Raw genomic sequence first — 17986 nt, forward strand, 5'->3', positions numbered from 1 at the left:
CGGCGCCCGCGCACCGGCGTCCCGCGGCAGAGCGCCCGGGTCGGTGTTCGGGTCGGCGGGCCGGGTGCGGGCTCGCCGTCCGGCTCTGGCCGCACCCCTACGGCAGCAGCAGCCAGTCCGCCGCGAGCGCCGCGGCCAGGCCGGTCCCGAGGAGGCAGATGCCGAGGCGGGTGCGGCCGTGGCGGCTCAGCTCGATGACGACGCCGCACAGGATCATGGCCAGCCCGTACACGCCGACGACCAGCACGGAACCCCGGCTCGCCAGCCGCAGCGCCAGGACGACCGCCAGCGCGACCAGCAGCACGGTCGCGACCGCGGCTCCCAGCCGACGCGCCTGACGGGGAGTCAGGCCGCTGTCCTGCTCGGGGGCGTCCGCCTCCGGCTCGACGCGGTCCCGGATGTCGCGGTCGTCGGCTGTGGTCATGCCCGGAGCGTAACGGACCGGCACGCCCGCGGCCGTTCGAGGGAGGCGGTTAGGCTGTCCGCATGACGACCGGGGTGCGCAGACGGATGGGCGTCGAGGAGCGCAGGCAGCAGCTCATCGGCGTGGCTCTGGAGTTGTTCAGCCACCGCTCCCCCGACGAGGTGTCGATCGACGAGATCGCCGCCGCCGCGGGCATCTCCCGGCCGCTCGTCTACCACTACTTCCCCGGCAAGCAGAGCCTGTACGAGGCGGCGCTGCGGCGCGCCGCCGAGGAGTTGCGAGCGCGGTTCGTCGAGCCGCACGAGGGGCCGCTGGGCGCCCGGCTGCTGCGGGTGATGCACCGGTTCTTCGACTTCGTCGAGGACCACGGGCCGGGCTTCTCCGCGCTGATGCGGGGCGGCCCGGCGGCCGGGTCCGCGCCGGAGGGGACGCCGTCGGCGACGAACGTGATGATCGACGAGGTGCGGCAGGCGGCGTACGAGCAGATCCTCAGCCACCTGGGGGTGCCCGTGCCGCCGCCCGCCCGGCTCGACCTGGTGGTGCGGTCGTGGGTGGCGCTCGCCGAGTCGACGGCGCTGATCTGGCTGGACGGCCGCCGCGTGCCGCGCGCCGAGCTGGAGGTCCAGCTCGTGCACGATTTCGCGGCGCTGGCGGCGGTGAGCGCCGCGTACGACGACGAGATGGCCGCGCTGGTCGTGCGGATGCTGGCGGAGGAGCCCGCCGACGGGCCGTTCGGCACGCTCGTCGACCGGCTCGGCACTCTGCTGGCGCGGGTGCCGGCGGTGCCGGCTCAGCCGGTGCGGTAGGACACGTCGAGGTCCCGCACCTCCGCGGAGACGTGGACGGCCAGGCCGTCCACCGGGGTGAGGAAGTCCCGTACGAGCGCGGCCGCGGCCTCGCTCAGCCGTGCCTTCGCCTCCGGTGTGCGGCCGGGCAGCAGGGCGATCTCGACGTGGACGGCGGCGTCGGAGCCGGTGCCGTCGCCGACGGTGGTGTCACCGGTCGCGCGGGTACGGGTCGTGCAGGCGGCGAGGCGGGCGGACACGGTCTCGGCCACGACCGGGTGCAGGGCGGCGGCGTAGCCGCGGCGGTCGAAAGCACCGCCGAGGGAGTCCGAGTAGTCGATGGTGATCTGCGGCATGCGCCCACTCTCACCCGCGGCCGCGCGGGCGCACAAACCGCGACCGGATGGCGGACGCCCCCGCTCCGGTGGGACCGGGCGGGGGCGTGCGCGGGGCGGGGCCGCGTCAGCGGGCGGAGAACACCGCCACCGTGCGGGCCGGCACCGTGAAGGTGCCGGAGTCCGCGTCGTACGCGGCGGCCTTCACCGCGGCGTCGGAGCCGGACGCCTGCACGGGGTGCAGGGCGTAGCCGGTGCCGGACAGCGCCGGGACGGTCTGCTTCTGCTGCTCCGGGGTGGCGTTGAAGACCACGACGAGGTCGCCGAGGCGCATGGTGATCACGCCGGGCGTCTCGTCCCTGCCGGACAGCGGGAAGGACAGCTTCTCCTGCACCTGGCCGGAGGTGGCCAGGCTGAACGCCTTCTCCGTCGTCCGGATCTTCAGCAGGTCCCGGTAGGCGGCCGAGGCGCCGTCGATCTGCGCGCAGCCCGCGTTCAGGGTCGGGGCGGTGAGCAGCGGCTTCGCGTACGGCCACTTGTCCCGGTTGTCGGCCGCGGGCGGCAGGCCGCGGCCGAAGCCGTTACCGAGGCGGCAGTCCCAGTGCAGGGCGTTGAACCAGTCGCCGCTGTCGTACGAGTTGCGGTCGAGGGACTTCGACCGCAGCAGGTCCGAGCCGGCCTGCGACAGGGCGGGGCCCTGGGAGAGCGCGGCGGTCGCCATGGCGAGGACCTGCATCCTGGCCCGGTCGTCCGGGGACGTGGCGGCGGGCAGCTTGAAGGCCAGCGCGTCGTACAGGGTCTCGTTGTCGTGGGCGTCGGCGTAGGCGAGGGCCTCGCCGGGGGCGGCGGCGTAGCCTGCGGGCCGGCCGTTGTAGTCGACCTGCGCGCCCTTCACCTGCTTGCCGGACGTGTCCGTGAAGGTGAAGTCCGCGAGGTTCCCCGACAGGCCGACCTTGATCAGGTCCTGGTAGTGCAGGAGGCGGGCCTTCTGCTCGGCCGGGGTGCCGTTGGCGGCGGAGCCGTTGGGCTCGGTGTACAGGCCGGAGGCGAAACCCTGCACGCCGGGGTCGGCGTCGAAGGGGCCGCCGCCGCGCACCGCGTCGCGGGCCCGGTCGGAGAAGGTGGCGATGCCGGTGCCCGCCATGTTCTCCTGCGTGGCCTGGACGAAGCGGGCGTCGTCGGCGACCTCGCCGAAGTTCCAGCCCTCGCCGTACAGGATGATCTTCTTGCCGTCCACGCCGTCCTTCGCGACGGTGAGGGCGTCGAGCGCCTCGCGGACGGCGAGCATGTTGGCCTTGGGGTGGTGGCCCATGAGGTCGAAGCGGAAGCCGTCGACCTTGTACTCCTTGGCCCAGGTGACGACCGAGTCCACGACGAGCTTGCCCATCATGGTGTTCTCGGGCGCGGTGTTGGCGCAGCAGGTGGAGGTGGCCACGGAGCCGTCGGCGAGGAGCCGCTGGTAGTAGCCGGGCACGATCCGGTCCAGGACGGACTTGTCGTCCTGACCGCTCGCCACGGTGTGGTTGTAGACCACGTCCATGACGGTGCGCAGGCCGGAGTCGTTCAGCGCCTTGACCATCTGCCGGAACTCGACGGTGCGGCGGGTCCCTTCGGGGTCGGAGGCGTACGAGCCCTCGGGCACGGTGTAGTGCAGCGGGTCGTAGCCCCAGTTGAAGGCGTCCTTGCCGGCGACGGCCGCGACGCACTCCGCCTGCGCCTCGGAGTCCGGGGCGTGGGAGGGCAGGTCGCAGCCGGGGGCGGCCTGGTCGGACTTCTTCTCGGGGATGGTGCCGATGTCGAAGGCCGGGAGCAGGTGGACGTAGGAGGTGCCGCTGTCCGCGAGCTTCCCGAGGTGCTTCATGCCGTCCGCTTCGCGGTCGGTGAAGGCGAGGTATCCGCCGGGGTGCCGGTTCGTCGGGTCGGAGGCGGAGAAGTCGCGGATGTGCAGTTCCTGGATCTGCGCGTCGCGCAGCGGGACGGCGTCCGGCTTCTTCAGGGCCTTCCAGCCCTTGGGGGCCAGCTTCGGGTCGGTGAGGTCGACGACGAGGCTGCGGGCGGAGTCGGTGGTGAGGGCGGTGGAGTAGGGGTCGGTGACCTTGTTGGTGACGATCTTCCGGACGCTGGGCGCCCACACCTTCACCACGTACCGGTAGGGCTTGCCCTTCCACGACCTGGCGCCCCTGGCGGACCAGACGCCGGTGGCGTCGTCCCGCTTCATGCGGACGGTGCGGCCGTCGAGCTCGAGGGCGACGGACTGGGCGGTGGGGGCCCACACGGACAGGGTGGGCCGGCCCTTGTGGAAGACCGGGCCGAGCGCCCTGGTCTTCGCCTTCTCGCCGTACAGGTCGTCGAGGACGCCGGCGATCTGGACGCCGGTGGCGCTCAGCAGGGCGCCGTTGGCGGCGTACTGGGTGGCGACGACCTGGCCGCGCAGGGCGGTGCGGACGCGGTCGCGGTCGCGCGGGTCGATCGAGTACGCGGTGTACTGCGCGAGGTGCGGGAACCGCTCCTTCTGCGCGTCGGTGAGGCTCGTGCGGTGCAGCCGCAGCCAGGCGGTGTCGGAGCCGCCGGTCAGCGCGCCGTCCTTGACGGCGAGGGAGCCGGACGGGGAGTACTGGAGCTGGCTGGACGCGGCGGCGGCCGAGCCGTTCCAGGCGAGGGTGGTCCCGTCGATCCAGACGGCCGCGGACTGCGTGAGGTCCAGGGCCGCGCCGCCGCCCTCGGGCTGCGGCAGCAGGTGCTTCTCCTGGCCGCCGAGCAGCCACACCTCGTGGCCGGTCGCCTTCAGGTCCAGGGACTGGTCGGCGGGCAGGTCCTTCTCGTCGCCCTTGTGGATGATGTAGCTGAGGGACGTGGCGCCCTCGGCGAGCGGCACCTCGTAGACCGCGCCGTACGGGTCGGTGCGGACCGGCATGAGCGGCCTGGACCAGTCGGTGGGCTCGGCGGCGCCGGTCCACACGTGCAGGCCCCAGCCGTCGTAGTCGCCGTCGGCGCGCTGGTAGTGCAGGACGGCCTTGCTGGTGTCCTGCGGCGGGTAGGCGCCGCCGGGCGCCTGGTCGAGGGCCTGCTCCTTGCCCTGCTCGACCCACACCTCGCCCGTCTTGGACAGGTCGATGGTGCGGTCGGCGGCGACGTCCTTGTTGCCGTTCTCGTCGATGACGAGGTAGCCGACGCTGGAGGCGCCCGGCTTCAGCTTGACGTGGGCGAAGGCACCGTAGGCGTCGCGGCCGGTGAAGGCGTGGCCTTCGGGCCACGGGGTGGCCTCGCCCTCGGCGATGTCGCCCCAGGCGTAGAGGCGCCAGCCGTCGTAGTCCCCGTCGGGGCGCTTGTAGTGGACGACGGCGTGGTCCCGCTGGGTGGCGGTGGGCACCTCGGGCGGGAGTGCCTGGCCCGCGGTGGTCTGCGCCAGGTCGCTCGCGGTGCGGCCGCGGGCGTCGACGGCGACGGCCTTGTAGCGGACGGTGGCGCCCGCCGGGGCGGTGATCGTGTGGCTGACCCGGTAGGGGGCGCGGTCGGCGGAGCCGAGGACCTGCCACCTGCCGCTGCCCTGCTGGGCGGCGAAGACGACCCGGTTGAGGGGGCCGCCGCCGGTGACGTCGGCGGTGACCTCGACGGTGCCGGAGGCGCCCGCGGCGGGGGCCTTCAGCGCGACGGAGGGCGCGGAGGCGGGCGCGGCGACGGCCCGGCCGGCTTTCAGCACCACGGACGACAGGGCGGGCACGGTGACGGTGACCTTGCCGTCGGCGCCGCTGGTGGCGGCGGTCGCCTCGCCGTAGACGGGGCGGAAGGCGGTGCCGGCGGGGGTGTCGGTGGCGAGCTCGACGGTGCGGGCCTCGGTGGCGTTGTTGACGGCGGCGACGTACTCGGTCTTGGTCCGGGTGTCGATGCGGGAGAAGGCGTACACGCCCGCGCCGTCGTCGGCGTGCCGCTCGATCTGGACGCCGTCGGCGAGCGCCGGGTGGTCCTCGCGGAGTGCGGCGAGCGCGGCGATCTGCCGGTAGAGCGGGTGCGTCGGGTCGTAGGCGTCCCGGTCGTGGCCGCGTCCGGTGCCGAGCTGGTCGTCGTCCAGGTAGTCCGCGGTCTGGGAGGCGAACAGGGTCTGGCGGGCGTCCTTGTCGCCGCCGGCGCCGGTGAAGCCCTGCTCGTCGCCGTAGTACACGACGGTGTTGCCGCGGCTGAGGAACATCAGCTCGTTGGCGAGGCCGTACCGCTTGAGCAGCTCGGCGTCGCCGGCCTTGGCGTTGTCCTGCTTGAGGAACGTGCCGAAGCGGCCCATGTCGTGGTTGCCGAGGAAGGTGACCGACTCGTAGGCGTTGGCCTTGCCGGTCGTGTACTTGTAGTCGTCGGCGAAGAGCCGGGCGAGCCTCTGCGCCGACCCGCCCTGGGACGCGAAGTTCCGGGCGGCGTCCTGGAACGGGAAGTCGAGGGTGGCGTCGAGCCGTCCCTCGCGCACGTAGTGGGAGGTGACGGAGGTGTCGGCGGAGTACACCTCGCCGAACATGAAGAAGTCCGGCCTGCCCCGCTTCTTCGCGTACGCGTCGAGCGCGGTGGCCCACTGGGTCCAGAACTCGGTGTTGACGTGCTTGACGGTGTCGATGCGGAAGCCGTCGATGTCGAAGTCGCGCACCCACCGCTGGTAGATCTTCTCCATGCCCTCGACGACCTCGGGACGCTCGGTCCACAGGTCGTCCAGGCCCACGAAGTCGCCGTGGGTGGAGGACTCGCCGGCGAAGGTGGAGTCTCCGCGGTTGTGGTACATCGCGGGGTCGTTGAGCCACGCCGGGACCTTCAGGTCCTTCTTGTCCGGCGGGACGACCGGCTTGCGGGGGAAGGAGTCCGGGTCCGTCTTCGGGAAGCGGCGGGTCCCGTCGGCGTAGTCCGCGTCGTCGAAGGGCTTCCCGTCCTTGGTCAGGTAGGGGAAGGCGCCCTTCGAGAGGTACTCGTAGGACTGCTCCTCGTAGTCGACGACGTCGGCGGTGTGGTTGGTGATGACGTCGAAGAAGACCTTCATGCCCTTGGCGTGGGCCTGCCTGATGAGCTTCTTCAGGTCGTCGTTGGTGCCGAAGTGCGGGTCGACCTGGGTGAAGTCGGTGATCCAGTAGCCGTGGTAGCCGGCGGAGGCGTTCTCGCCCTCGCCCTGCACGGGCTGGTTCTTGAAGATCGGGGCGAGCCAGATGGCGGTGGTGCCGAGGCCCTTGATGTAGTCGAGCCGCTCCGTGAGCCCCTTGAGGTCGCCGCCCTGGTAGAAGCCCTTGTCGGTGGGGTCGTACCCGTGCCGGAGCCGGGTGCCGGTGAGTCCGCCGCGGTCGTTGCCGCGGTCGCCGTTGGCGAACCGGTCGGGCAGCACGAAGTAGAACTGCTCGCGGGTCAGGTCGTGCCGGGCGGGCTCGGCGGCCAGCTTCCGGTCCGACGGCGGGGCGGGCGGCCGGGGCGCGGCGTTCGCCGGGACGACGGCCGGGACGACGAGCGCCGTCACGGTCGCGGCGGCGAGGACGGCCGCCGATCTGCGCCGCGTGGCGCGCAGCCGCGGGGGCTGGAGCCGCGGAAGGCGAGGGCGTGTCAAGACGTTCTCCTCGTTGAGGGTCCTACGGGAGGAGGCCCCGCACCCGGGCGGGTGCGGGGCCCGGTGGGTGCGGGGGTCAGTTGCGCCAGGTGTCGTTCAGGACGACCTTGCCGTCGGCGGGGACGGTGGCGGTGCGGTTGGCGCCGCCCTCCCAGGTGACGTTCCCGGCGGCGTCCTTGCGGATGTACTTGTACTCGAAGGCGGTGCCGGCGGGCAGGTCGACGTCGAGCTTCCAGACGGGGTACGCGGCGGGGTCGAGCTTGAGGGCGCTGCCGGTGCTCCAGTTCCCCAGCTCGGTCCGGTTGCCGGTGACGTAGATGTCCTCTCCCCAGCTGGTGGTGGCCTCGACGTTGAAGGAGGCACCCGTGGTGCTGCTGGGCGGCGGGGTGTCGCCGCAGTCCTTGGCGCCGACGTGCAGGGCGAGGGCCGTGCCGGCGCCGAGGGTGGCGGTGAACCGGCCCGCGGAGTCGACGGTGACGGCGGTGCCGTTCTGCACGTTGCAGTAGCTGCCGGCGGCGAGGGACGTCTGGAAGGTCTGCGTGATCGCGCCGCCCTCGTGGTTGATGGCCACGAACGCCTTGTCGCCGCGCCCGAAGGCGATGGCGTCGTTGCCGTTGTCCCACCAGTTCGTGACGCCCTGACCGCGGGCCACGTTCCGGAAGGCGACCATGGACTTGATCTCGCGCCAGTCGTGCTGGCACTTCCAGCCGTCGCTGTAGCAGGCGTTCACCTGGCCGCCGTTGGGCGGGCCTGCGTCCTTGTCGGACCACTCGTAGCCGGAGTGGACGTCCGGGGAGCCGTACGGCCAGGCGAGCATGAACACGCTGGCGAGGGTGTAGGCGGAGCCGCTCTTGTAGCTGAGGGTGTCGCCGACCCGCTCGGTGTCGTGGTTGTCGACGAAGACGCCGGACTGGCCGGAGGACATGAAGCCCCAGCCCTCGCCGAAGTTGTTCAGGTGGGCGAGCTTGTCGTTCTGGAACGCCTGCTTCAGCCCGCGGGCGTAGCGGAACTCCTGCACGTCGCCGTTCTGGAGGTACTCGCCGGGGTCGACGGCCTCGCCTGCCCCGTGGATGGCCTCCTGCTTCCAGTACGCGTTCGGGTCGGTGAGCTGGGCCTTGATGGCGGCGAGGTCGTCGGTCGGCATGTGCTTGGCCGCGTCGATGCGGAAGCCGTCGACGCCGAGCGACAGCAGGTCGTTCATGTACGCGGCGATGCGCTGGCGCGGCCACGACTCCTGCGTGTCCAGGTCGGAGAGCCCGACGAGCTCGCACTGCTGGACGTTCCAGCGGTCCTGGTAGTCGGTGACGTTGGTGGTGCAGTTGTCGAAGTCGGCGGCGGAGTAGATGCCCGGGTAGTCGTACTTGGTGTACGAGGACCCGCCGGTGCCGACGCCGTCGCCCGCGGCCATGTGGTTGATGACGGTGTCGGCGACGACCTTGACGCCTGCCGCGTGGCAGGTGTCGATCATGCTCTTGAAGGCGGCGCGGTCACCGAGGCGGCCGGCGATCTTGTAGCTGACGGGCTGGTACGAGGTCCACCACTGGGAGCCCTGGATGTGCTCCTGCGGGGGCGAGACCTGCACGTAGCCGTACCCGGCGGGTCCGAGCGTGTCCGTGCAGGCCTTGGCGACGGAGTCGAACTTCCACTCGAACATCACCGCGGTGACGTCCTTGTCGCCCGGCGCGGCGGCCTGCGCCTGGGTGACGGGCGCCGTGACGCCGACTGCGGCTCCCGCCACGACGGCGAGTGCGGCGGCCACGGTTCTTCTGGCCATGTTTCCTCCTGGGGAGGGGAGGTGCGGATGCAGTGGAGGCAGCCTCGTACGACAACGCGCCGTGCCCGCAAGGCCGATGTGGGGGTGAAGCCTCTTGCTGCAAGAAGGCAGCAAAGGTTTTCGGACGTGACCGTACGAGCCGCCGGCGCGGGAGGTCAACCCCTGCGACACACTCCCCTTACGCGCGGGTCACATCCCGGAAACCCCGGCAACAAAGGGGTTGCAAGCTCTTTCGCAAGGAATTGCAGTGGTGCTACGTTCAACGACGACTCCGGTCCGGTCGGCCGAGGGTATCGGCTGCGCCAGCCGACCCCACGCGCCCGGTCGGCCGGGCCGGTCGCCAACCGGGAGGCCCGGGGCTCGAAGAAGACCCCGCCGCCCCTGACACCAGGGCAGGCCCCGGGCCTCCCCGCCAGCCACCCCCTTGGCGAACGAGCGCGCGCACGCGTCGCGCAGGCGTGTGCGCGTACGCGTGGCGTGAACCGGGGCGACAGCCCTGCCGGGCGCCTACGACAACGCGCGCAGTCGCGCAGGTGCGCGGCCGCCCCCTTCCGAAAAGCCACTCGCCCGCAACGGCCCGCCCTTCCCGCGCCCCTGACAGCGTCAATCGGACATACCGGCGCACATCGTGACGCAGGGCGGGTCGGCGCACCACCGCGTCCCGCAGGTCGCGGCGACGGGACGGCGCGGCCGCGTCAGCCAGGTGGATAGAGTCGCCCCGCAGTCAACGAGGGGAGTGACGGTGGGGGCGACGGGGGCGTGGGTGGTCGGTGCCCTTCCTGACGCGGCGGCTCGGGACCTCGCGCGCCGATACGGCCGCCCCGTACGGCCCCTCGACGGGTACCCGCCGCGAGAGGTCCGCCTGGCTCTGGCGTGGTGGCACAACGGCGGCGGGGAGGAGACCTTCTTCGCACGGCCCGCGGGCCCGTCCGGGCCCTTGGAGCCCACGCCGGCCGCCTACCGGTTCGCCGACCTCGTCGAGGCCGCCCACGCCTCCTCCGACTCCGCGGACGCGGACGCGATGCAGGACGCGAGCACGGCCGTGATGCCCGAGACGATCGGCGCAGGACTCTTCGTGGCGACCGCCCGGAAGGCCAACCCGGTCGCGGCCCTGTTCCACGGCCTCGGCCCGCGGCGCTCGGCACTGCTCCCCGGCTGGTTCGGGCACGTCCTCCTCTCCGCCGACGAGGTACGGGCCGCTCTGCCCCGGTACGAGGAGGCCCTGCTCCTGCCCGACGGGGAGCGGGCCGCCGTCCTCTCCGGCATCACCGACTGGATGACGGCGATGGGCGACGCGCCCGACGCCGACGCGGCCGAACTCGTCGACGGCCCCCTCCGGGTGGTGCGCCACGCCGCGGCGACCGGATCCGGTGTCGCCGCGTTCAGCAATTGGTACTGACCCGGGCCGCCGGCGCGGGGCCCGGGGTCAGGGGCCGCCCTGCATCCGGGCCTCACCCGGCACCGGAAGGAGGGGGTGAGGGCGCCGTGCCGTTGTCCCCCGAGACGCACGGCGCCCGGCCTCCTTCCGGAGGGCACCAGGCCCGGCGCGCGGCCCCGTGCCGGGCGAGGTGCCGGGGCGGGGCGCAGGGGTGCCGGGTCGGTCAGCCCGCCGAGGGGGACACCAGCATCAGCGACGCGCTCGAACTGCTCCGGGCTCATCTGCGTGCGCGGGCGGACACGGCGCGCAGGACGCCGCGCTCTCGGCGGGGGCCACGGTCACCAGGGCCGTATCCGACGGGCTGCGCTGGCACAGCGTCCTCCTCTCCCTGTCCGTCCGACGACTACAAGGCGACGGTACGGGCGCTGAGCGTGACGCCAGACCGCCGGCAGGCGCCTTCTTCCAGGGGACCACTCGCCCCCGTGATCCGACGACGGCCTCACGCCGCCTTGGCCGCGGCGACCTGCCGTGCCCGCTCCTCCAACTCCCGTACGGCTCCCAGGCCCCGGTAGGCGGGCAACGCGCGCAGCATGGCCGCCAGGTGGGCGTCGCCGCGGGCCGAGGACAGCCCCGCGTGCCCGTCCAGGAAGGCGTGCCAGGTGGCGCAGGCGGCTTCCACATGGCGCATCCGGAACTGGCGCTCGGCGATCACCCCCAGGCAGTGCAGCCGTCCCTGGCGCTCCTGCGGCGACCGGGCCGCGTTGGACCGGCGCAGACTCCTGACCGAGCCCTCACCGTCGCCCAGGCACCAGCGGACATGTGCCTCGTGGAAGAAATACGCCGCCTCGTCGTAGCCGCCCACCGCGTCCCGCCGGTTGTCCGCCCGCTCCAGCGCCGCCTCGGTCTCCCGGAGCCGTACCAGCGCCGCCCGCCGGTCGCCGGTCATGGCCGAGGCGTGCGCCTGCTGGCCGCGCAGGAACGCCACCAGGCGCGGCCCGGCCGCAGGGGCTGCCTCTGCCGCCGCGTCCGCCAGGTCCAGGGCCCGTGCGCCGTAGCCCAGATGCGATGCCTGAAGGCTCATGCCGCGCAGTGTGCGGCAGTACGTGACGTGGTCCCCCGCCTCCCCGGCCAGTGCGAGCGCCTTCAGGTAGTACCGCTGGCCGAGCCCCTGCTGCTCCTCGTACATGGCCATCCAGCCCGTCAGGTACACCAGATCGGCTGCGGCGCCCCTCATCTGCTGCCGCACCCGCTCCGGTCCCGACGCCCTCAGGTACGGACCGACCGTGTTGGCCAGGAACGCGGCGGCCATCGGCCGGGCATGGCCCGCGCCGATCTCGTCGAGGATCTCCGCGACCTTGTCCGTCATCCGCCGGACGGTCGCGACATCGCTCGCGCCGATCCGCACGGTACGCGCCGCCTGCGCCGCCTCCGCCCGGCCCGCCAGCACCTCCTGGAACGACGGCACCAGCAGTGTCGCGCTGTACAACCCCGCTCCCAGCACCCGACGGCGGGACGGGTCCATGTCGGCCCGGCTGAGCTCGACCACCCCCGACGCGACGTCCTGCGCCCCGGCACGTGCGGCGGGCCAGCCGAGCTCGGCCACCGTCACGGGTCGGCCCGCCAGCCGCGACAACGCCTCCGCGACCGCCGGACGCGCCTCGGCCTTCGGCACGCTGCCCCGCAACCAGTGCGAGACGGTGGACTTGTCGTAGTGCAACCGCAGCCCCAGCTCACCACCCACCGCGTTCACCCGGCGCGCGAGCTGTGCGTTGCCGACCCCGGCCTCGGCCATCAGCCGGGTCAGCGCCTCGTTGGGCCTCCGTGTCCGTACCTGTGCCGCCATGGGGCACCCCCAAGCGTTCAACGCGTTCAACCGGACCCCCAGAGTGCCTGGTTCTCCACCGGCGTGTATCCGCGTTGGATGAATGTCAGCCGCACGGAACAGCCGCGTGGCGAGACCTTCCCCCACCCATCCGAGGTGAACGACCATGGCATCCGTCCAGCGCCGGCATGCGGCGCCACCGCCGGCAGACGACTCCGAGGGCCTGCACGTCCTTCAGGATGTCGACCTGGCCTTGCGCTTGGCCTCCCTGCGGCCGACCGGCGAGGCGGCCGACGCAGTCCGGGAACGGCTCCGCAGCGTCCTCCGCACCCACGCAGACCGCGTCGCCACCCACGCCCGGGGGCTCTCCGACGGGAGGGCCCGAGGCATCGCCCTCAGCGTCTCGGCCCATGCCCGTGCCGTGGCCGCCGACCCCGTCCACGACCCGGCGGCGAACCTCCGCCTCCTCGCCCGCGGGGCGCAGATGCTGCTCCGGTGCACCGCAGTCCTGAGGGTGGAGGTCGCATGACGGAAACCGCGGGATCCGGTACCGACGTGCGTGTCCTCCTCGGGGCCGGACCCGAGGACAAGACGTGCATCCTGATCACCGACGGCGGCAGCGGGCCGCTCTCCCGTCACGCCGACGCGGTGGAGACCATCCGGCTCGACCACGCGGCGCACACGCTCGCGCGCGCCCGCAGCCTGCCTCCGTTCGCGTCCGTCACTGACCTGCGCAGATACGTACACCACCTGGCCGACCACCTGGAAGAGGTCCTGCTCGTGGCACGCAGCCGCGGTCGCCGGCTGCGTCTCTGACGGGCACGCCCCCGCAGGACAGAGCGGACACGCCCTGACCCGGACATGTGGCTGTGCTCCAGCGGGCTGTGGCGGGGTGGACAGGGTGAAGGCCGGTCCGAGCCGCGCCCTGCATCCGGGCCTCACCCGGCACCGGAAGGAGGGGATGAGGGCGCCGTGCCGTTATCCCCCGAGACGCACGGCGCCCGGCCCTTCCTCCATCGGGCCGGGAAAGCGGGCGGGCGGCCCCGCGCCGGGCGAGGTGCCGGGGCGGGGCGCAGGGGTGCCGGTCGGTCAGCCCGCCGAGGGGGACACCAGCATGTGGAAACCGGGCCGGTTCGGCAGTTCGGGGAGCGGGTGCGCCGCCCAGCCGCGGGCGAACGCGGGCGCGGGCCTCCCCCGGACAGCAGGACCGCGACCGGGCGGCGCTCCCCAGCCGCGCCAGGGCGTCCGGGGTGATGCTGGCGTCGTGGCCGCCGGGCTGGCGGGAGGCGCAGCCCGCCCGGTACGCGATGCGGACGGCGTCCTCCCCGCTGACGACGCACGGCGGGCGCACCCCGTGGGCGTGGAGCTGCTCGGCGATCCGCGTGAGCGTGACGGTGTCGGTGCGCACCCGCCGCGTCACCGAGTCGAGGACCTTGTACTGGATCGCCAGGTGCGCGAGCAGCGCGAGCGCGCACACGCCGAGCAGGGCGCGGCGGCGCCGGGTGCGGGCGTCCGCCACGCGCAGGAGGAGCAGCGCGACCGGCACGGCGAGCAGGACGTACGCCGGGAACAGGAAGCGCGGGGCGGCGTAGTCGACGGTGAACAGGTAGGGGAGCGCGAGTGCGCACCCGGCCGCGGTGGCCAGGACCGCGGGCGTGCGGTGCGGGGTCCCCGCGGCGGCCCGTACGCCGCCGGCCACGCACAGCGGCAGGACGAGGAACCACAGTCCGGTGACCGGGTTGCGCCACGGCACGTCGCAGGGGCGGCACAGCGTGCGGCCGCCCAGGGCCCGGACGTGGTCGTCGACCGCGATGTACAGGCCGAGTTCGCCCTGGATCTCGCTGGCCCGGTCCAGCCGGGCGGCCAGACCGCCGTAGCGGACGTACGCCTCGATCACCCACTCGGCGCTGCCGGCGGCGGCCCCCGCGGCAAGCGCGCCCCACAGCACCGGGCGCCGCCACGCCGGCACCAGCAGCGACGCCGCGGCCAGCACCAGGAAGAGCGGCACCGCGTCGGACGGCCGCATCAGCGCGACGAACGCGACGGCCGCCCCGAGGCCCAGCAGGGGTCGGGGCTCGCCGGGGGCGCGGGCGGCGCGCAGGAAGAAGCCGACGGCGGCGAAAGCGCCGTACGCCACCCACAGGTTGGGCATGACCTGCGGCCCGTAGTACAGCACCGTCCACAGGGTCGCGAACAGGGCGCCCGCCAGGGCGAGCACCCGCGGCGGCAGCAGGGGCCGCCAGGTGCGCAGGGCGAGGAACAGACCGAGCCCGGACAGCAGGGCCAGCCAGACCCGCAGTGCCGTGACGGAGGTCGTGAGGGCCGCGACGGGCGCGGCGAGGAAGGAGACGCCCCGGGCGCGGGGGGCGCTGAGGAACGCGGCCGGTCCCTGCCGGCCGACCTGGCTCACGTACACCGTCTCGTCCCAGCCGAGTCCCAGGCCGGGGGCGACCAGGGTCAGCTGGGCCAGGGTGAAGGCCGCGGCGACGGCCGCCGGCCACAGCGCCGCGCGGCCCGGCCCGCCGTCCGCGGCCGCGGTGCGCGGCGTTCCGGCCGGGGCCGGGCCGGCGGCGGGGGCTCCCCGGGGGCCCGACAGCAGGTGCGGTTCCCGCATGGAGACCTCGTCGGTAGGGGCCGGGCAGGTCCCGGCCTGCCCCTCCACGCTGGGCGCGGCCGCGTGGCCTCGCACACCGGCGCGGCGGTGGGCGGGACAGCTGCGCCCGATGAGGTGAGGCCGCTGCGCCATCCGCCGCAGGGTGCGCGGGGCGGCGGGCTTCCGGGCGGCGGCGGCGGATCCCGGTCCGGCGGGCCGGCGACGACGCGGACCTGCGCCGTTCGGCCCGCGCCGCCGCCGCGACCGGCGCCCGCGTCGCCCGTGCGCTGGAGATCCTCGACCCGTGCGACCCGCCCGCGCCCGAACAGTCGACCCTGGCCGCCCCCGTGGCAAGGGCCCGCCCCCGCCGAGGGCGGACGGTCCACGCCGAGGCGCGGCGCCGCGGGACCGCCCGCACCGGACAGCGCGCCACCGCAGGGCAGCGAGCACCGGGGCAGGCGGGCGAGGCAGCGACGCCCCCGTCCGGGAAGGGCGGGGGGCGTCGCGGTGCCGGGGGTCCCGGCCGCGGGGGCGGCTACCGCGGTGGGGCCGCCGTGGAGCCCCGGACGACCAGTTCCGGCTGGAAGACGTACTCGGTGCGCTGCACCGGGTTGCCGTCGATCTCCTCCAGCAGGGCGTCGACCGCCGCCGTCGCCATCGCCCGCACCGGCTGCCGGACCGTCGTCAGCGGCGGGTCGGTGAAGGGGATGAGCGGGGAGTCGTCGAAGCCGACGACGGAGGCGTCCCGCGGCACGTCCAGGCCCCGCGCCCGGACCGCGCGGACCGCGCCCAGGGCCATCAGGTCGCTGCCGCAGATGACGGCCGTGCAGCCCTGGTCCAGCAGGGTGCCGGCCGCCGCGTAGCCGCCCTCCACGCCGAACAGCGTGGACTGGATGTACGCCGCGCCCTCCTCGCGCGGCACGTCCAGGGTGCGGTGCAGCGCCGACACGAAGCCCTCCGCCTTGCGGCGGGACGGGACGTAGCGGGTCGGGCCGATCGCGAGACCGATCCGCTCGTGGCCGAGGTCGGCCAGGTGGCCCACCGCCATGCGGGCGGCGGCCCGGTCGTCCGGGGACACGAAGGGGGCGTCGATGCGGTCGTTGTAGCCGTTGATGAGGACGTACGGCACGCCCCGCGCCGCCAGCCGCTCGTAACGCGACGGGTCCGCCGTCGCGTCGGCGTGCAGACCGGACAGGAAGACGATGCCGGTGACGCCCCGCTCCTCCAGCTGCTCGACGAGCTCGTCCTCGGTCGCGCCGCCCGGCATCTGGGTGCACAGGACCGGGGTGTAGCCGTGCCCGGCCAGGGTCTGCTCGATGACCTGGGCGAACGCGGGGAAGATGGGGTTGGTCAGCTCCGGGATGACGAGGCCGACGAGGCCCGCGCTGCGCTGGCGCAGCCGTACGGGACGCTCGTAGCCGAGCAGGTCGAGCGCGGCCAGCACGCGGTGGCGGGTCGCCGCCGCCACGCCCGCCTTGCCGTTCAGCACCCGGCTGACCGTCGCCTCGCTGACCCCGGCCTGTGCGGCGATGTCCGCCAGCCGCGGGGCGCCTGCGGCCAGGTCGCCCCGCGGTGGCGGCACCGCCTGCGGGAGGGTCACACCGCCCACCAGACCGTCGTGTCGGCGGGCAGCTCGGCCGTGCCGTCGACGCTGGTGCGGACCTGCTCGCTGGCGAGCAGCATGCGGCCGGGGATGTCGACGCGGACCGGCTCGGACGTGGTGTTGGCCGTGCAGACGAAGCCGCCCCGGCGGAACGCCAGGACGCCGTCCGCGGCGTCCAGCCACTGCACCGACTCCCCCGCACCGAGGTCCGGCTGCTCGCGGCGGATGCGCAGGGCCGCGCGGTACAGCTCCAGGGTGGAGCCGGCCACGCCCGTCTGGGCCTCGACCGACAGGGCGCCCCACGTGGCGGGCTGCGGCAGCCAGCTGCCGCCGGAGCCGAAGCCGTACGACGTCCCCTCCACGGTCCACGGGATCGGCACCCGGCAGCCGTCGCGGAAGCCGTCCTGTCCGCTGGCGCGGAAGAACGACGGGTCCTGGCGCACCTCGTCGGGCAGGTCGGTGACGTCCGGCAGGCCGAGCTCCTCGCCCTGGTAGACGTACGCCGAGCCGGGCAGCGCCAGCATCAGCAGGGTCGCGGCGCGGGCGCGGCGCAGGCCCAGCTCGCGGTCGCCGGCCTCCCGCAGCTGCGTGCCGAGGCCCGGCGGGTTGGCGAACCGGGTGGCGTGGCGGGTGACGTCGTGGTTCGACAGGACCCAGGTGGTGGGGGCGGCGACCGGGGCCATCGCGGCGAGCGAGGCGTCGATGACCTTGCGGAGCTCGGCGGCGTTCCAGTGGGTGCCGAGGTACTGGAAGTTGAACGCCTGGTGCATCTCGTCGGCGCGCACGTAGTTCGCGGTGCGCTCGACGGTCGGGGTCCACGCCTCGGCGACGAGGATGCGCTCGCCGTCGTACTCGGCGAGCACCTTGCGCCAGCTGCGGTAGATCTCGTGGACGCCGTCCTGGTCGAAGAACGGCATGACGTCGTTGCCGAGCAGCTTCAGCTGGTCGTGGCCGCCGATGTCGGGCAGGCCGTCCGCCTTGATGAGGCCGTGGGCGACGTCGACGCGGAAGCCGTCCACGCCCATGTCGAGCCAGAAGCGCAGGATGGAGCGGAACTCGTCCCGTACGGCGGGGTGCTCCCAGTTGAAGTCGGGCTGCTCCGGGGCGAAGAGGTGCAGGTACCACTCGCCGGGGGTGCCGTCGGGCTCGGTGACGCGGGTCCACGCCGGGCCGCCGAAGATGGACTCCCAGTCGTTGGGCGGGAGTTCGCCGTGGGCGCCCTTTCCGGGGCGGAAGTGGTAGCGGTCGCGCAGCGGGGAGCCGGGGCCCTCCTTCAGGGCGCGCTGGAACCACTCGTGCTGGTCCGAGGAGTGGTTGGGCACCAGGTCGACGATGATCCGCAGGCCCAGTTCGTGGGCCTCGCGGACGAGGGCGTCGGCGTCGAGGAGGGTGCCGAACATCGGGTCGATGGCGCGGTAGTCGGCGACGTCGTAGCCGGCGTCGGCCTGCGGTGAGGCGTAGAACGGGCTGAGCCACACGGCGTCGACGCCGAGGTCCCGCAGGTACGGGAGGCGGCTGCGGATGCCTTCCAGGTCGCCCATGCCGTCGCCGTTGCCGTCGGCGAAGCTGCGCGGGTACACCTGGTAGATCACCGCGTCTCTCCACCAGCCGGTGTCCGTGCCGGTGGTCGGGGCGGCGGGGGCGGCGGCAAGGTGCTGGGTCATGTCTTCCCTGATGTGGATTAGGGGATGGAGGGGCGGTGCCGAGCC

At 73.8% G+C, this 17986-nt stretch carries 11 protein-coding genes; 3 read left to right on the top strand and 8 right to left on the bottom strand.

What is annotated here, in order from left to right:
* Nucleotides 1–97 precede the first annotated feature (97 nt).
* Nucleotides 98–424: a hypothetical protein gene (locus tag L6E17_RS10165; RefSeq protein WP_236240464.1), complete on the bottom strand. Its 327-nt coding sequence runs from the start codon at nt 422–424 to the stop codon at nt 98–100.
* Between the two features lie 62 nt (nt 425–486).
* Between L6E17_RS10165 and L6E17_RS10170 the strand changes: the two genes are divergently transcribed.
* A complete protein-coding gene (locus tag L6E17_RS10170) occupies nt 487–1230 on the top strand; it encodes a TetR/AcrR family transcriptional regulator (protein ID WP_236240465.1) in 744 nt (247 codons plus the stop codon).
* Here the strand turns inward: L6E17_RS10170 and L6E17_RS10175 are convergent.
* From L6E17_RS10175 to L6E17_RS10185, 3 genes are all read right to left on the bottom strand, one after another.
* Nucleotides 1215–1565, bottom strand: a complete 351-nt coding sequence (locus tag L6E17_RS10175) for a 5-carboxymethyl-2-hydroxymuconate Delta-isomerase (RefSeq protein WP_236240466.1) — start codon at nt 1563–1565, stop codon at nt 1215–1217. The genes L6E17_RS10170 and L6E17_RS10175 overlap by 16 nt on opposite strands.
* A gap of 106 nt (nt 1566–1671) precedes the next feature.
* Complete coding sequence (pulA, locus tag L6E17_RS10180) at nt 1672–7107, bottom strand: pullulanase-type alpha-1,6-glucosidase (RefSeq protein WP_374109033.1); 5436 nt, start codon at nt 7105–7107, stop codon at nt 1672–1674.
* Nucleotides 7108–7183: 76 nt separating this feature from the next.
* Nucleotides 7184–8881 (bottom strand): carbohydrate-binding module family 20 domain-containing protein, encoded by a 1698-nt coding sequence (locus L6E17_RS10185; RefSeq protein ID WP_236240467.1) that lies wholly within the window; start codon nt 8879–8881, stop codon nt 7184–7186.
* A gap of 763 nt (nt 8882–9644) precedes the next feature.
* Between L6E17_RS10185 and L6E17_RS10190 the strand changes: the two genes are divergently transcribed.
* The gene (locus L6E17_RS10190; protein WP_236240468.1) at nt 9645–10280 is read left to right on the top strand and encodes a hypothetical protein; all 636 of its coding nucleotides are present in this window, start codon (nt 9645–9647) and stop codon (nt 10278–10280) included.
* A gap of 478 nt (nt 10281–10758) precedes the next feature.
* Here the strand turns inward: L6E17_RS10190 and L6E17_RS10195 are convergent, their stop codons facing one another.
* On the bottom strand, nt 10759–12102 hold the full coding sequence (locus tag L6E17_RS10195) for a hypothetical protein (RefSeq protein WP_236240469.1): 1344 nt from the start codon (nt 12100–12102) through the stop codon (nt 10759–10761).
* Between the two features lie 145 nt (nt 12103–12247).
* Here L6E17_RS10195 and L6E17_RS10200 point away from each other — a divergent pair, with 145 nt between their 5' ends.
* Complete coding sequence (locus tag L6E17_RS10200) at nt 12248–12610, top strand: hypothetical protein (RefSeq protein WP_236240470.1); 363 nt, start codon at nt 12248–12250, stop codon at nt 12608–12610.
* A 192-nt stretch (nt 12611–12802) separates the two neighbouring features.
* Here L6E17_RS10200 and L6E17_RS10205 read toward each other — a convergent pair whose 3' ends face one another.
* The 3 genes from L6E17_RS10205 to L6E17_RS10215 form a co-directional block, all read right to left on the bottom strand.
* Nucleotides 12803–14695 carry a hypothetical protein gene (locus L6E17_RS10205; RefSeq protein WP_236240471.1) on the bottom strand — a complete coding sequence of 631 codons (1893 nt, stop codon included), beginning with the start codon at nt 14693–14695 and terminating at the stop codon, nt 12803–12805.
* Nucleotides 14696–15209: 514 nt separating this feature from the next.
* The gene (locus L6E17_RS10210; protein WP_236240867.1) at nt 15210–16286 is read right to left on the bottom strand and encodes a LacI family DNA-binding transcriptional regulator; all 1077 of its coding nucleotides are present in this window, start codon (nt 16284–16286) and stop codon (nt 15210–15212) included.
* Nucleotides 16271–17941, bottom strand: coding sequence for a glycoside hydrolase family 13 protein (locus tag L6E17_RS10215; RefSeq protein ID WP_236240472.1), 1671 nt, complete (start codon nt 17939–17941; stop codon nt 16271–16273). Before L6E17_RS10215 ends, L6E17_RS10210 begins: the two co-directional genes overlap by 16 nt.
* Nucleotides 17942–17986 lie beyond the last annotated feature (45 nt).

The sequence above is a fragment of the Streptomyces sp. CC228A genome (assembly GCF_021390935.1).
Classification (GTDB): Bacteria; Actinomycetota; Actinomycetes; order Streptomycetales; family Streptomycetaceae; genus Streptomyces.

Excerpts from the sequence above, each read along its gene's own strand:
- L6E17_RS10165 (WP_236240464.1), bottom strand. The coding sequence starts at position 424 with ATGACCACAGCCGACGACCGCGACATCCGGGACCGCGTCGAGCCGGAG.
- L6E17_RS10170 (WP_236240465.1), top strand. The coding sequence starts at position 487 with ATGACGACCGGGGTGCGCAGACGGATGGGCGTCGAGGAGCGCAGGCAG.
- L6E17_RS10175 (WP_236240466.1), bottom strand. The coding sequence starts at position 1,565 with ATGCCGCAGATCACCATCGACTACTCGGACTCCCTCGGCGGTGCTTTC.
- L6E17_RS10185 (WP_236240467.1), bottom strand. The coding sequence starts at position 8,881 with ATGGCCAGAAGAACCGTGGCCGCCGCACTCGCCGTCGTGGCGGGAGCC.
- L6E17_RS10195 (WP_236240469.1), bottom strand. The coding sequence starts at position 12,102 with ATGGCGGCACAGGTACGGACACGGAGGCCCAACGAGGCGCTGACCCGG.
- L6E17_RS10200 (WP_236240470.1), top strand. The coding sequence starts at position 12,248 with ATGGCATCCGTCCAGCGCCGGCATGCGGCGCCACCGCCGGCAGACGAC.
- L6E17_RS10205 (WP_236240471.1), bottom strand. The coding sequence starts at position 14,695 with ATGCGGGAACCGCACCTGCTGTCGGGCCCCCGGGGAGCCCCCGCCGCC.
- L6E17_RS10215 (WP_236240472.1), bottom strand. The coding sequence starts at position 17,941 with ATGACCCAGCACCTTGCCGCCGCCCCCGCCGCCCCGACCACCGGCACG.